The sequence below is a fragment of the Actinomadura meridiana genome (genome assembly GCF_039537545.1).
GTDB lineage: Bacteria > Actinomycetota > Actinomycetes > Streptosporangiales > Streptosporangiaceae > Spirillospora > Spirillospora meridiana.
This window is the reverse complement of the sequence record NZ_BAABAS010000007.1, coordinates 216,147-229,579: the sequence shown is the minus strand read 5'-3', so window position 1 is coordinate 229,579 and position 13,433 is coordinate 216,147. Positions and strand designations below refer to the sequence as shown.

Here is a 13,433-nt window from a genome sequence, read left to right as displayed (position 1 = left end):
CCGTTGCGATGTACGTCTTGAGATCCGTTGGGCGGACGGTGCTTACTCGCCCCGCGCCTTGGCGACGATCTCCTGCGCCACGTTCGTCGGAACCTCGGCGTAGGAGTCGAACTGCATGGTGAAGACAGCCCGGCCCTGGGTCTTGCTGCGCAGATCACCCACGTAGCCGAACATCTCGGACAGCGGCACGAGCGACTTGATGACGCGCATGCCGTGCCGTTCGTCCATGGACTGGACCTGTCCGCGGCGGCTGTTGAGGTCGCCGATCACGTCGCCCATGTTCTCCTCGGGCGTGGTGACCTCGACCGCCATCATCGGCTCCAGCAGCGTGGGGGACGCCTTGCGGGCGGCCTCCTTGAACGCCATGGAACCGGCGACCTTGAACGCCATCTCCGACGAGTCGACCTCGTGGTAGGCGCCGTCCCTGAGGGTGACCTTGATGCCCACCATCGGGTACCCGGCGAGCACACCGAACTCGGCGGCCTCCTGGCAGCCCGCGTCCACCGACGGGATGTACTCCCGGGGGATGCGGCCGCCGGTCACCTTGTTCTCGAACTCGTAGCCGTCCGAGCCGCCGCCCAGCGGTTCGAGGTCGATGATCACGCGGCCGAACTGGCCCGAGCCGCCCGTCTGCTTCTTGTGGGTGTACTCGACCTTCTCGACCTTGCGGGAGATCGTCTCGCGGTAGGCGACCTGCGGCTTGCCGACGTTCGCCTCGACCTTGAACTCGCGCTTCATCCGGTCGACGAGGATGTCCAGGTGCAGCTCGCCCATCCCGTAGATGATCGTCTGCCCGGTCTCGTCGTCGGTCTTCACCTGGAAGGAGGGGTCCTCCTCGGCGAGCCGCTGGATGGCGGTGCCCAGCTTCTGCTGGTCGCCCTTCGTCTTCGGCTCGATCGCCAGGTGGATGACCGGCGCGGGGAAGTTCATCGACTCCAGGACGATGGGGTCCTTGTCGTCGCAGAGCGTCTCACCGGTGGTGGTCTGCTTGAGGCCCATCACCGCGACGATGTCGCCCGCCCCGGCGCGCTCGATCTCGGTGCGCTTGTTGGCGTGCATCCGGTAGATCTTGCCGATGCGCTCCTTGCGCTCCTTGACGGAGTTCATCACGTTCGAGCCGGACTCCATGACGCCGGAGTAGACGCGCACGAACGTGAGCTTGCCGAGGTGCGGGTCGCTCGCGATCTTGAACGCGAGCGCGGAGAACGGCTCCTCCTCGCTGGGCTTGCGGGAGAGCACCTTCTCCTCGTCGCGGACGGCGTGGCCCTCGATGGCCTCCACGTCCAGCGGCGACGGCAGGTAGCGGACGATCGCGTCCAGCAGCGGCTGCACGCCCTTGTTCTTGAAGGCCGTGCCGCACGTGACCGGGGTCAGCTTGGCGGCGATCGTCGCGCGGCGGATGCCGGCGTGCAGCTGCTCCACGGTGGGCTCGTCGCCCTCCAGGTACAGCTCCATGACCTCGTCGTCGTTCTCGGCGAGGGTCTCGACGAGCTTGTCGTGCCACTCCCGGGCCGTCTCGGCGTGCGTCTCGGGGATGTCGAGCACGTCGTACATCTCGCCGAGCTTGGCCTCCTCGTTCCAGACAAGGGCCTTCATCGCCACGAGGTCGACGACGCCCTTGAAGTCGGCCTCGGCGCCGATCGGCAGCTGGAGCACCAGCGGGGTCGCGTTGAGACGATTCTCGATCATGTCGACGCAGCGGTGGAACTCCGCGCCGACCCGGTCGAGCTTGTTGACGAAGCACATGCGGGGCACGCCGTACCGGTCGGCCTGGCGCCACACGGTCTCGGACTGCGGCTCCACACCGGCGACACCGTCGAACACCGCGACCGCGCCGTCGAGCACCCGCAGGTTGCGCTCCACCTCAATGGTGAAGTCGACGTGCCCCGGGGTGTCGATGATGTTGATGGTGTGCTTGACCTCGTCGACCGGCCATTCGCAGGTGGTGGCGGCGGAGGTGATGGTGATGCCCCGCTCCTGCTCCTGCTCCATCCAGTCCATGGTCGCGGCGCCGTCGTGGACCTCGCCGATCTTGTAGCTCATCCCGGTGTAGTACAGGATGCGCTCGGTCGTCGTGGTCTTGCCAGCGTCGATATGGGCCATGATCCCGATGTTGCGGACCTTGGCCAGGTCTACACCGGTTTTGGTAGCCACTTTCGTCCTCGCGTCGTCTCTCGTCGTTGCGGTTCGCCGGGGTTACCAGCGGTAGTGGGCGAATGCCTTGTTGGACTCCGCCATCTTGTGGGTGTCCTCGCGCTTCTTGACCGAGGCGCCGAGGCCGTTGCTCGCGTCGAGCAGCTCGTTCATGAGCCGCTCGGTCATGGTCTTCTCGCGGCGCTGCCGGGCGTACACCACCAGCCAGCGCAGGGCGAGCGTGGTGCTGCGGGCCGGCCGCACCTCGACGGGGACCTGGTACGTCGCGCCACCGACACGGCGGCTGCGGACCTCCAGGGTCGGCTTGACGTTGTCCAGAGCGCGCTTCAGCGTGACGACCGGGTCGTTGCCGGTCTTCTCGCGAGCACCCTCCAGCGCCTCGTAGACGATGCTCTGCGCGATGGAGCGCTTGCCGTCCAGGAGAATCTTGTTGATGAGCGCGGTGACCAGCGGCGAGTTGTACACCGGGTCAGCGATGAGCTGGCGCTTGCCAGCGGGTCCCTTGCGCGGCATCAGCCCTTCTCCTTCTTCGCGCCGTAGTGGCTGCGGCCTTGCTTGCGGTTCCGGACGCCCTGCGTGTCCAGCGTCCCGCGAATGATCTTGTAGCGAACGCCGGGGAGATCCTTCACACGGCCGCCGCGCACGAGCACGATCGAGTGCTCCTGCAGGTTGTGTCCGACGCCGGGGATGTAGGCCGTGACCTCGATCCCACTCGACAGCCGGACACGGGCGACCTTGCGAAGCGCCGAGTTCGGCTTCTTGGGGGTCGTCGTGTAGACGCGCGTGCAGACACCCCGGCGCTGGGGGCTGCCCTTGAGCGCGGGCGTCTTGTTCTTGGTCACCTTGTCCTGGCGGCCCTTGCGGACCAGCTGCTGGATCGTGGGCACCGCGTCTCCGTCTTCCTCGTACCGAGCCGGTAAGTCTTTTTGCTGCAATCACCACCTCGGGCGAGGCTGTGACCTGCCGGTTTCCCGACCTCTCCGACCCACGCGGTCGGGCGTGTCGCCGCTACCCGGGAATTCACCCGCGCGCAACCCACACTGACCGCCCGGCCCGTAACGGGGCCGACTCAAGCCGGGGAGTGAGCCTCTATCATCCGGCGCACCGGGGCGGCCCTAGACCGCCAAGCCCACCAAGGATGAGAGAGCCTCATGTGATGCGGCGCTGGGGCTGGCCTTCCGGCCTCTCCGACGCGCACGCACAGCGGCCCGCACACAGCGGGCACAAGTGAAGAGGTTACCGACCCCCGCGTGAAAGTGCAAAGCGAGACGCACTACCGCGCGGACTCCCTCCGGCGCAAGCCCGAGAGGAGCCGTCAGGTCGGTGGGGAGACTTCTCCCCGCGAGTATGAACGGCGGAACGCCGACGGATGTTCCCGGCTCCGAGTCGGGCTCGGAGGTGGGAAGACCCGTCGGCATTGTGTCCCAGGTGGGGGCCGTTGAGGAAGATGTCGACGAGGTTTTACCGGAGGAACGCGACGTAGACGACGGCGAGGACCACCACGACGGCGACGATGGCCCCGACGATGAGGAGCATCTTGTTCTTGCCGCCCGCGTCGCCGTCGGCGCCGCCGTAGCCGGGCTGCTGGCCGTACTGCGCCTGCTGCCCCCCGTACTGACCTTGCTGGCCGGGCTGACCCTGCTGCCCAGGCTGCCCCTGCTGGCCAGGCTGCCCGTACTGGCCGGGTTGACCGTAGGGCTGGGCCTGGCCGGGGGCGCCGGGCGTCTGGCCCAGATGTTCGCCCGGCTGGCCGTAACCCTGCTGACCGAAGCCCTGCTGCTGGTCGTAACCCTGCTGTTCGTAGCCCTGTCGCTGCTGTTGGTCGTAGGGCTGCTGCTGTTCGTACGACTGTTGTTGTTCGTACGACTGTTGTTGTTCGTACGACTGTTGTTGTTCGTACGACTGTTGCTGGTCGTACGACTGTTGCTGGTCGTACGACTGTTGCTGGTCGTAGCCCTGCTGCTGACCGTATTGCTGTTGCTGCCCGAACTGCGGCTGCTGGCCGAAGCCCTGCTGCTGCGGGGGCTGGGGCTGCTGCTGTTGCTGCTGCTGGCCCCACTGCTGGGCGCCGATGTCCATGCGGGTGTGCTCCGCCAGGCCCTGCTGGTCGGCGGGCTGGCCGCCCTGGGCCCCGGGCGGGTAGAACGCCTCGGTCGGCGGTGCGTCCTCCACCCCACGGTCACCCGGGGGGCGGTACAGGTCGTCGGCGGAGGGCGCCTGCGGCGCGGCCCCGAAGCCGGACTCCGGCGGCGGCGTGATCATCGTCCGGTCGGTGTCCAGCTGGCCTTGCGGGGCGCCGCCCGGCTGGGACGACTCCGGCGACCACGGCTCGGGCGTGGACGGCGGCGTCGGCGTCTGCCACGGCTCGGCCGGAGGATCCTGCCTGCGCTCGGGGCCGGTGGCGACCGGGATGTCGGTGCCGGGCGACCAGTGCAGCGTCGCCTGGTCGTCGATGACGGGACGCTGCTGTTCCGGCTGCGGCGTCTCCGCCGTCGGGCCGGGGACGATCATCGTGCGGTCGGTCAGCGGGTCCTGCTGGGGCGGCTGCTCGGCGGGCGGCTCCGGCGGGGGGAACGCGCTCTGGTCGCCGAACTGCGGCTGTCCGTACTGGGGCTGCGTCTCCTGGGGCGCGCCGTGCATCGGCTGCTGCGGATACGCGGGCGGCTGCTGGCCGTAGGGCGGCTGCTCCGGCGGCTGCTGCCCGTAGGGCGAGGGCTGCTTCTGCTCGAAGCCCTGCTGCGGCGCGCCGTACGGCTGCTGTTCCTGCGGCGGCGGGTAGCCGCCCGGGCCGGGAGGCGCTCCGTACGGCAGTTGCCCGGCGGGCTGCTGCCCGTACGGGGACTGTTGTTCCTGCGGGCCGCCGAAGGGCGGCTGCGGCGGAGGCGGAGGCTGCTCGCCGAACTGCTGGACCGGCTGCTCGACCATCGTGGGAGGCGGCGGAGGCGGGGCCTCGGCGCTCGGCTCCTGTGGCTGGTTCGGTGGCTGGTTCGGTGGCGGGGGTGCCCCGGTGCCGCCGAGCTGCGGCGCACCGAACACCACGGTGCGGTCGCCCATCGGCCGGGCGGACGGGTCCTGCGCCTCCGGCGGTGCGGGACGCGCCTCCGGCGGCGTGGGCTGCCCCTCGTCCTCCGGCAACGGCCGCCGCGGCCCCTGCGTGCCGTCGTTCTCGGTCATCGTCGGGCTCCTTCAGCGCCGTCGTCCCGGTTTCTCGGCTCCCGGACGTCCGAAAGCGCGCGGCGCGTAACGCGGCCTTCGAACCCTGCCACCCTGTCCCACGTGGCGATCTTGCCGTGCGTGGGCGCTCTCTCCCCCAGCCTGCCCCGATCGCCCTCAGGATCGCAAATCACCACCCTGGACAGACGCCGAACGCCCCCGGACCGTTCCTTCCGGGGGCGTTCTGGCTGATCGGCCCGTCAGCGGTGTCCGCGTACGGGATGCGGCCGGTAGGGCGCCTCCAGCCGCGTGACCTCCTTCTCGTCCAGCTCCAGGCGTTCCGCGGCGATCGCGTCCTCGATGTGAGTGAGCTTCGTCGCTCCGACGATCGGCGCCGTCATCCCGGGCTTGCCGAGCAGCCAGGCGAGCGCGACCTGTGCGGGTGTGACGCCGCGTTCGCCCGCGATCTCGCGGACCACGTCGACGATGTCGAAGTCGTCGTCCGTATAAAGGCTGTCGCCGTAGGCGTCGTTCTGGGATCGGACGGTCTTGCGTTCGCCGCCCCTGTCCCGGTTTCCCGCCAACATCCCGCGTGCGAGTGGGCTCCACGGAATGAGCCCTACGCCCTGGTCAACGCAGAGCGGAATCATCTCCCGTTCCTCTTCGCGGTAGATGAGGTTGTAGTGGTTCTGCATGGTGACGAACTTCGTCCAACCGCGCAGCTCCGCGACGTGCTGCGCCTTGGCGAACTGCCATGCCCACATGCTGGAACCACCGATGTACCGCGCCTTGCCCGACTTCACGACGTCGTGCAGGGCTTCCATGGTCTCCTCGATGGGGGTCTCATAGTCCCATCGGTGGATTTGGTAGAGGTCGACGTAGTCGGTACCGAGCCGCCGCAGTGATGCGTCAATGCTCGCCATTACGTGCTTACGCGACAACCCACGGTCGTTGGGCCCCTCCCCCATGGGGAGACACACCTTCGTAGCGAGGACGTAGTCGTCGCGTTGGGCGAACAGTTTGCGAAGCAAACTTCCGGTGATCTGTTCGCTCACGCCTTGCGCGTACACGTTGGCGGTGTCGTAGAACGTCACGCCCGCTTCCATGGCGCGCCGGACGATCGGCTCAGCGGCGTCCTCGTCGAGCATCCATGCCCGCGAGGACGGGTCGCCGTAGCTCATCATGCCGAGACAGATGCGGGAGACCCTCGTCCCCGTGGCGCCGAGACGTACCTGTTCCATGAAACGACTCCTTTCACTGCTCTCCACGGTGCAACGACTCCCCCGTGATGACCAAACGATTCGGACGGGTCGGCCAGGTCGTCGCAGTGGCGTGCGACGATCGGGGGGTGGACATCGAGCCGTTTCGCGGTGAGCTGGTGGCGTACTGCTACCGGATGGTCGGCTCGTTCCACGAGGCCGAGGATCTGGTGCAAGAGACGATGTTGCGGGCGTGGAGGGCCCGTGACAAGTACGACTCGACGAGGGCGTCTGTCCGAACCTGGCTGTATCGGATCGCGACCAATGTGTGCCTGACGGCTCTGGAGGGACGTCCGAGGCGGCCGTTGCCGTCCGGGTTGGGCGCCGCCAGTACCGATCCTGGGGCGCCGCTCACGCCCGCGCTCGATGTTCCCTGGCTTCAGCCGTTTCCGGACGCGCGTTCCGACGTGGGGGTCCGGGCCGATCTGCGGCTCGCGTTGGTGGCGGCGGTGCAGTTCCTGCCGCCACGGCAGCGGGCCGTGCTGGTGTTGCGCGAGGTGCTCCAGTTCAGCGCGGCGGAGGTGGCCGTCCAGCTGGACACGACGGTCCCGGCCGTCAACAGCGCCCTGCAACGGGCCCGCACGGCGTTCGCGGACGTCGGCGGGATCGACGAGGTCACCGAGCCGGACGACCCCGAGGTGCGGGCGGTGATCGAACGGTACGTGCGGGCGTTCGAGGCGGCCGACGTGCCCGGGCTCGTGCGGCTCCTCGCGCGGGACGCCGTCCTGGAAATGCCGCCGGTCCCGCTGTGGTACCGGGGCACCGGCGACTACGGCCTGTTCATGCGCCGGGTGTTCGATCTGCGCGGGACGACCTGGGCCGTCCGAACCCTGACCGCGAACGGGCAGCCCGCGCTCGCCGCCTACGCGCCGGAGCCGGACGGCGGGCTTCGCCTGCACACGTTGCAGGTGTTCACGGTGACCGGGGGCCAGATAGCGCGCAACGTCGTGTTCGCCGATCCGGTCGTGTTCGAGACTTTCGTCCTGCCCCCGAAACTTTCTTTGGACGAGTTCGATCCGGAGCGATGAGTTCGGCCGGTGCCGCCGGTACATCCAGGTGAGCATCGACGGAAGGAACACTCATCATGAGCATCATCGTCATCGAGTTCGTCACCCTGGACGGGATCGTCTCCGACCCGGACGGGTCCGCGGGCACCCCGACGGGCGGCTGGGCGTTCCGGCACGGCCCCGAGGCGGTCGCCGGGGACAAGTTCAATCTCGGCAGCGTGTTGGACGACGGGGTCATGGTTCTGGGGCGTAGTACCTGGCAGCTCTTCTCCCGACTGTGGCCGGGACGCGACGACCCGTTCTCCGCGCGCATGAACGCCGTGCCGAAGCGGGTCGCGTCGCGCACGCTGACCGACACGTCCGCGTGGGCGAACTCGGAAGTCATCGACGGTGACCTCCGCGACGCCGTGAAGGCCGAGCGGCGGGACGTCGTCGTCGCCGGGAGTCTGAGCGTCGTGCACGCGCTGATGGCGGAGGATCTGGTCGACGAGTACCGGCTGCTGACCTTCCCCACGGTCCTCGGCACGGGCGACCGGCTCTTTCCCGAGGGTGGCGCGCCCATCCACCTGGAATGCCTGGAGGCCCAGCAGGCGGGCCCGGCCATCCTCGCCCGGTACGGGCGAGCGGCATGACCCAGGCGCGAGAGGTGATGGCGGCCGTCAGCCGACCACCTCGACCACGGCGTCCAGGCTCCGCAAGGTGGACATGGCCTGCCCCTCCTACCTGGAGGAAGTCATTCGGGCGGGTCCGCTGGGTTACAGCTGGGCTTCCAGACCGTCGAGGATGAATTTCAAGCCTGTGCTGTAACTGCCGTCCCAGTCGTCGTCGTAGAGATAGCCGTTGGCGGCCAGGGTCGGGTACTGGCCGCTGGCTGCCTTCAGCTGATCCTGGCCCAGGCGGCGTTCCTCGTCCGTGATGTGCAGGGCGGTCTGTGAGGACGCCGATCCCATGACGTGGTTGTACAGCGCCCAGGTCGCCGCCGAGAGTCCCTGGCCGGTGAACCCGGCGCGGGCGAGCGTCGCCTGGAGGAGTTCCATTCCGGCCAGGAAGTGGGGGCCGATGGTGGGACGTCGGCGTGCCGGGACGGCGGCCGCCCAGGGATGCCGCAGCAGCACCGTCCGCCAGCCGGTGAGCACGGCCGTGACGTCGGCGCGCCAGTCCTCGGCGCGGCCCGTCCCCGGTTTCGGCGGGGCCTCCCCGAAGATCGCGTCGACGGCGAGGTCGATCACGTCGTCCTTGGTGTCGACGTGCCAGTAGAGGGACGGCGCGACGACGTCGAGCCGCTCGGCGAGCCGCCGCATGGTGAGGCGGTCGATGCCCTCCTCGTCCAGCAGGGCGACGGCCGCCGCGACGATGCGCGAGTGCGTCAGCGGCGGCTCTCCGCGTCGCTCGCGCCGGGGCCGCAGCCAGACGCTGTTCACCTGGTCCGCCTTGCCCGCCCTGCCCGTGTTGGCCGCCTTGCCCATCGCACCTCGCCGTAAGTCCGCGCCGACCGGTCGAGCCAGTGTAATACAGTGTTCGGCACGCCTAACAATGTTAGGCAATCCCAAACGACGTTAGGGGCGGCATGGTGAAAGACGGTTCGGGCCGGTGGGGGACGCTGCTGGCGGTGAGCGCGGCCCAGCTACTGGTCGTGCTGGACGGGACGATCATCAACATCGCGCTGCCCTCCGCGCAGCGCGCGCTCGGGATGTCCGACGCCGGACGGCAGTGGGCGATCACCGCCTACGCGCTCGCGTTCGGCGGCCTGCTCCTGATCGGCGGACGGGTCAGCGGCGCGCTCGGCCACCGCCGCACGTTCATCGTCGGCCTGCTCGGATTCGCGGGCGCGTCCGCGCTGGGCGGCGCGGCGACGAGCCCCGAGCTGCTGTTCGGGGCGCGGGCCCTGCAAGGCGTGTTCGCCGCCGGGCTGGCCCCGGCCGGACTCTCGCTGCTCACGATCACCTTCACCGAGGGACGCGAACGCGGCCGCGCCTTCGGGGTGTTCGCCGCCGTGGGCGCCGCGGGCTCGGCCCTCGGCCTGGTCGCGGGCGGTCTGCTGACGGAGTACGTGAGCTGGCGCTGGTGCCTGTACATCAACGTCCCGGTCGCGCTGCTGGCCGTGCTCGGCGCCACCAGGGTGCCCCGCGACCGACCGCACGGTCCCGGGTCGGGGCTTGACGTGCCGGGCGCGCTCCTCAGCGCGGCGGGCTTCGCGACGGTGGTCTACGGGTTCAGCCAGGCCGAGTCGCACGGCTGGGGTTCGGGCAGGGTGCTGGCGCTGCTGGCCGGAGGCGTCCTGCTCCTGGCGTTGTTCGTCGTGGTTGAGCTGCGGACGAAACGCCCGCTACTGCCGATGCGGATCCTGCTGCACCGGTTGCGGGGCGGCGCGTTCCTGGCGATCACCCTGATGTTCGTCGCGATGTTCGGCTTCTACCTGTTCATGAGCTACTACACGCAGACCGTCCTCGGCTACTCGCCGGTCGAGGCGGGCCTGACGCTGATCATCAACGCGCTGGCGGCCCTGTTCGCCTCGACGGTCATCGCCGGACGACTGCACGGCCGCGTCCCCCCGGCCGCGCTGATCCTGCCGGGACTGCTCGCCGCAGCCGCCGGGATGCTGCTCCTGACCCAGCTCGCAGCGGACAGCACCCATGTCTTCGGTGTTTTCCTGGTTCCCGCGCTGGTGCTGACCGGCCTCGGCATCGGCCTGGTCATGCCGCCGACCGCCAGCCTGGCGACGGCGGCCACCGATCCGCAGGACATCGGGGCCGCGGCGGCGGCGTACAACGCGGCCCAGCAGCTCGGCGCCGCACTCGGCACCGCCCTGCTCAACACCCTCGCGGCCAGCGCGGCGGCGTCCTACCTGGCCGACCATCCGCGGGCCGTCCCGGACGCGGCGGCGGTGCACGGCTACACCACGGCCCTGGCCGTCGCGTTCGCGATCCTGCTCGCCGCCGCGCTCCTGGCCGCGCCCCTGCTCCTCGTCCGCCGATCCCGGCAGCAGGACGTCGAGGAGAGCACGCCCGCCGAAACAGCACGCACCCCCTAGGACGGCCCGGACGGTCAGCGGCGCGTGGCCGCGATGACGAACATCGGCAGAGCGAAGAACAGCCGCCCGCGCTCGCCGCGCTCCCGCTGCTCGGCGATCCAGGCGTCGACCCGCGCGTCGCTGACCGTCCCGGCCGCCCTCGCCTTCTCGGCACTGTTGACCAGGACGGGCACCATCGTCGCGTCGGTGTGGACCCTGGTGTGGATCTCGATGGTCACGTCGGCGAAGCCCCCGTCCAGCAGGAGATTGCGACTGCCGCGGACGACGCGCGGCTTGGCGACGAGGTCGGCGCGAGCGTGCACGATGGCGCGGGTGAGCGCGGCGTCGTCGGAGTCGATGACCATGGTGTCCCAGTCCTGACCGACCAGCACGATCCGCCCGCCGGGGACGAGCACGCGCCGCGCCTCGTCGACGGCGCGGGCGGGGTCGTCCAGGACGTGGAACACCTTCTCGGCCCGGTAACCCTGGAACTCGCCGTCGGCGAAGGGCAGCGTGTAGGCGTCCGCCAACCGGAACTCGGCGGCAGGCCAGCGCTCGCGGCCCACCTCGATCATCCGTTCGTCGGGGTCGACGCCGACCGCCCGCGCGCCCCGCTCGGCCATCTCCGCGACCGCGCGACCGGCCCCGCACCCGACGTCGACCACGGCCGCGTCCGGCGCGACGCCGAGCAGCTCATAGGAACGGGCGCGCAGCTCACTCGCCCCCGGCATGGCGTCGCCGATGTCGAGCAGCTTGACGAGCGCGTCGGTGTCGGCGCTGGTACGGCCTGTCGTCTGGTTAACGTCCATGTCCGGGATCCTGCGGCTTGAAGCACACTTGAAGTCAAGCGCCACTCGCGGCGATCCCCGCCGTCCATCCGCCCAGGAAGCCCAGCCCCGTCGCGCGGGCCCACGGCGTCAACAGCATGAGGATCACCGCGATGATCGGGATCGGGCTGATCGCGACCCCGACCGCCAGCGGCAGAACGTCCCCGATGACCTCGCCCATCTCGTCCTCCCGGGTCAGGGGGTGACGATGGGGAAGTCGGGCTCGGGGGCGTCCATCACGGCGAGCAGCCGGTGCAGGGCCGCCGCGTCCCCCGTACTGGTGATCCCCTCGGTGCCGTCCCCGGCGATCAGCGCGAACAGCTGCGGGCGAGTCAGGGTGAGCGTCAGGTCGGCTTCGCCGTCCCCACCCCCCGCGCGGCGATGGATCAGGACGCCGTCGGACAGCATCATGCGGTACCTGTCGCCGCTGTCGGTGATGTCCCAGTCGATGGTCACGTGCTCGTCCCACGCCTTGGGCCCGTTCACCCGGATCGCCATCGAGTCGAAGACCTGCTCGACCGACAGGCCCGCGGTCATCCCACCAGCGATGCTCATCGGCACGGGCTTGATCCCGTCGCGCAACTCCATGGCCCCGGCCAGGTAGAAGTTGCGCCACGTCCCGTTCTCGGCGCCCTGGCCGAGCCGCTGGAAGACGTCCGCGAGAGCCTTCTTGGCGTCGACGTTGTCAGGGTCGGCGAACACCGCGTGGCCGAGCAACGTCGCGGCGAACCGCAGGTCACCATGCCCCGCGTAGTCCCGGGCCAGCGACATCACCCTGGACGCGCCGCCCATGCACTCCACGTACCGCTTCGCCTCCTCCACCGGAGGGTGCTTCCACAGATGGGCCGGATTGCCGTCGAACCAACCCATATAGCGTTGGTAGATCGCCTTGACGTTGTGGCTGACCGACCCGTAGTAGCCGCGGGCGTGCCAGGCGTTCGCCAGCGCGGGCGGCAACTCGATCATCTCGGCGATCTCGATGCCCGTGTGGCCCTGGTTGAGGAGCCGCAGCGTCTGGTCGTGCAGGTAGGCGTACAGATCCCGCTGCTGCGCCAGGAACTCAGCGATGGTGTCCCGCCCCCAGGTCGGCCAGTGGTGGGACGCGAACGCCACGTCGGAATCGTCGACGAACATGGTGATCGCCTCGTCCAGGTACCGGGCCCACACCCGCGCGTCCCGGACGACAGCACCCCGCAACGTCAGGACGTTGTGCAGGTTGTGCGTGGCGTTCTCGGCCAGGCACAATGCGCGCCGCTCTGGGAAGTGGAAGTTCATCTCGGACGGGGCCTCGGTGCCCGGCGTCAACTGGAAGACGATGCGCACACCGTCCAGAACCTCTTCCTGCCCGGTGTGCGTGATGTCCATGTTCGGCGGGATCAGCGACACTCGTCCGGACGACGAGGTCTGCCCGAGACCCGTGCCGACCATCCCGTCCGGGCTCCGCTCCAGCAGGACACCGGTGTGGTACATGGCACGGCGGGCCATCGCCGTCCCGGCGTACACGTTCTCCGACACGGCATGCTCCAGGAACCCGGCCGGAGCCAGGATCGGCACCTTCGCGGACGGCTCGATGACCCCCTCCGCACCACCGAAGTGGTCGACGTGCGAATGGGTGTAGATCAGACCCGTCACGGGCCGATCCCCCCGATGCTCCCGGTACAGCCCCAGCGCGGCGGCAGCGGTCTCCACCGACACCAGCGGGTCGATCACGATGACGCCCCGGTCGCCCTCGACCAGCGTCATGTTCGACAGGTCAAGGCCCCGCACCTGGTAGATGCCGTCGGTCACCTCGAAGAGCCCCTGCTTGGCGCACAGTTGCGACTGCCGCCAGAGCGACGGGTTCACGGTCTCGGGACATGACCCGTCCAAGAACTCGTACACATCGTTGTCCCAGACGACCCGCCCGTCGGCGTCCCTCACCACCCCGGGCGACGACGAGGCGACAAGCCCCCGCTCAGCGTTCTCGAAGTCAGCCCGGCCCCCAAACGCAAGATCCCCCATGCCATCCCAATAACCACCCCCA

At 69.4% G+C, this 13,433-nt stretch carries 12 protein-coding genes; 3 read left to right on the top strand and 9 right to left on the bottom strand.

The features are described from left to right. Positions 1-42: 42 nt before the first annotated feature. The 5 genes from fusA to ABD808_RS19025 all read right to left on the bottom strand — a co-directional run bounded on the left by fusA (position 43) and on the right by ABD808_RS19025 (position 6,548). Positions 43-2,154: an elongation factor G gene (fusA, locus tag ABD808_RS19045; RefSeq protein WP_344898458.1), complete on the bottom strand. Its 2,112-nt coding sequence runs from the start codon at positions 2,152-2,154 to the stop codon at positions 43-45. A gap of 42 nt (positions 2,155-2,196) precedes the next feature. Further along, positions 2,197-2,667, bottom strand: a complete 471-nt coding sequence (rpsG, locus tag ABD808_RS19040; RefSeq protein ID WP_067629381.1) for a 30S ribosomal protein S7 — start codon at positions 2,665-2,667, stop codon at positions 2,197-2,199. Next, positions 2,667-3,041, bottom strand: a complete 375-nt coding sequence (rpsL, locus tag ABD808_RS19035; protein ID WP_067889275.1) for a 30S ribosomal protein S12 — start codon at positions 3,039-3,041, stop codon at positions 2,667-2,669. The genes rpsG and rpsL overlap by 1 nt, the downstream gene beginning before the upstream one ends. Before the next feature lie 574 nt (positions 3,042-3,615). After that, positions 3,616-5,328, bottom strand: coding sequence for a hypothetical protein (locus tag ABD808_RS19030; RefSeq protein ID WP_344898454.1), 1,713 nt, complete (start codon positions 5,326-5,328; stop codon positions 3,616-3,618). Positions 5,329-5,567: 239 nt separating this feature from the next. Continuing rightward, positions 5,568-6,548 (bottom strand): aldo/keto reductase, encoded by a 981-nt coding sequence (locus ABD808_RS19025; protein ID WP_344898452.1) that lies wholly within the window; start codon positions 6,546-6,548, stop codon positions 5,568-5,570. Positions 6,549-6,595: 47 nt separating this feature from the next. Between ABD808_RS19025 and ABD808_RS19020 the strand changes: the two genes are divergently transcribed. Beyond that, the gene (locus tag ABD808_RS19020) at positions 6,596-7,594 is read left to right on the top strand and encodes a sigma-70 family RNA polymerase sigma factor (RefSeq protein ID WP_344898609.1); all 999 of its coding nucleotides are present in this window, start codon (positions 6,596-6,598) and stop codon (positions 7,592-7,594) included. Positions 7,595-7,650: 56 nt separating this feature from the next. Continuing rightward, positions 7,651-8,205, top strand: coding sequence for a dihydrofolate reductase family protein (locus ABD808_RS19015; RefSeq protein ID WP_344898451.1), 555 nt, complete (start codon positions 7,651-7,653; stop codon positions 8,203-8,205). Positions 8,206-8,328: 123 nt separating this feature from the next. Here the strand turns inward: ABD808_RS19015 and ABD808_RS19010 are convergent, their stop codons facing one another. Then, positions 8,329-9,039 carry a TetR/AcrR family transcriptional regulator gene (locus ABD808_RS19010; RefSeq protein WP_344898449.1) on the bottom strand — a complete coding sequence of 237 codons (711 nt, stop codon included), beginning with the start codon at positions 9,037-9,039 and terminating at the stop codon, positions 8,329-8,331. 101 nt (positions 9,040-9,140) lie between these two features. Between ABD808_RS19010 and ABD808_RS19005 the strand changes: the two genes are divergently transcribed. Beyond that, positions 9,141-10,604 carry an MFS transporter gene (locus tag ABD808_RS19005; protein WP_344898447.1) on the top strand — a complete coding sequence of 488 codons (1,464 nt, stop codon included), beginning with the start codon at positions 9,141-9,143 and terminating at the stop codon, positions 10,602-10,604. Between the two features lie 14 nt (positions 10,605-10,618). On the opposite strand, the gene ABD808_RS19000 is transcribed toward ABD808_RS19005, so the two are convergent. From ABD808_RS19000 to ABD808_RS18990, 3 genes are read right to left on the bottom strand one after another with little or no spacing between them, the layout of a single operon-like run. After that, the gene (locus ABD808_RS19000; RefSeq protein ID WP_344898445.1) at positions 10,619-11,392 is read right to left on the bottom strand and encodes a methyltransferase domain-containing protein; all 774 of its coding nucleotides are present in this window, start codon (positions 11,390-11,392) and stop codon (positions 10,619-10,621) included. A gap of 34 nt (positions 11,393-11,426) precedes the next feature. Beyond that, positions 11,427-11,591, bottom strand: a complete 165-nt coding sequence (locus tag ABD808_RS18995) for a GAP family protein (protein WP_344898443.1) — start codon at positions 11,589-11,591, stop codon at positions 11,427-11,429. A 14-nt stretch (positions 11,592-11,605) separates the two neighbouring features. Further along, the gene (locus tag ABD808_RS18990) at positions 11,606-13,411 is read right to left on the bottom strand and encodes an alkyl/aryl-sulfatase (protein ID WP_344898441.1); all 1,806 of its coding nucleotides are present in this window, start codon (positions 13,409-13,411) and stop codon (positions 11,606-11,608) included. Between the last annotated feature and the right edge of the window lie 22 nt (positions 13,412-13,433).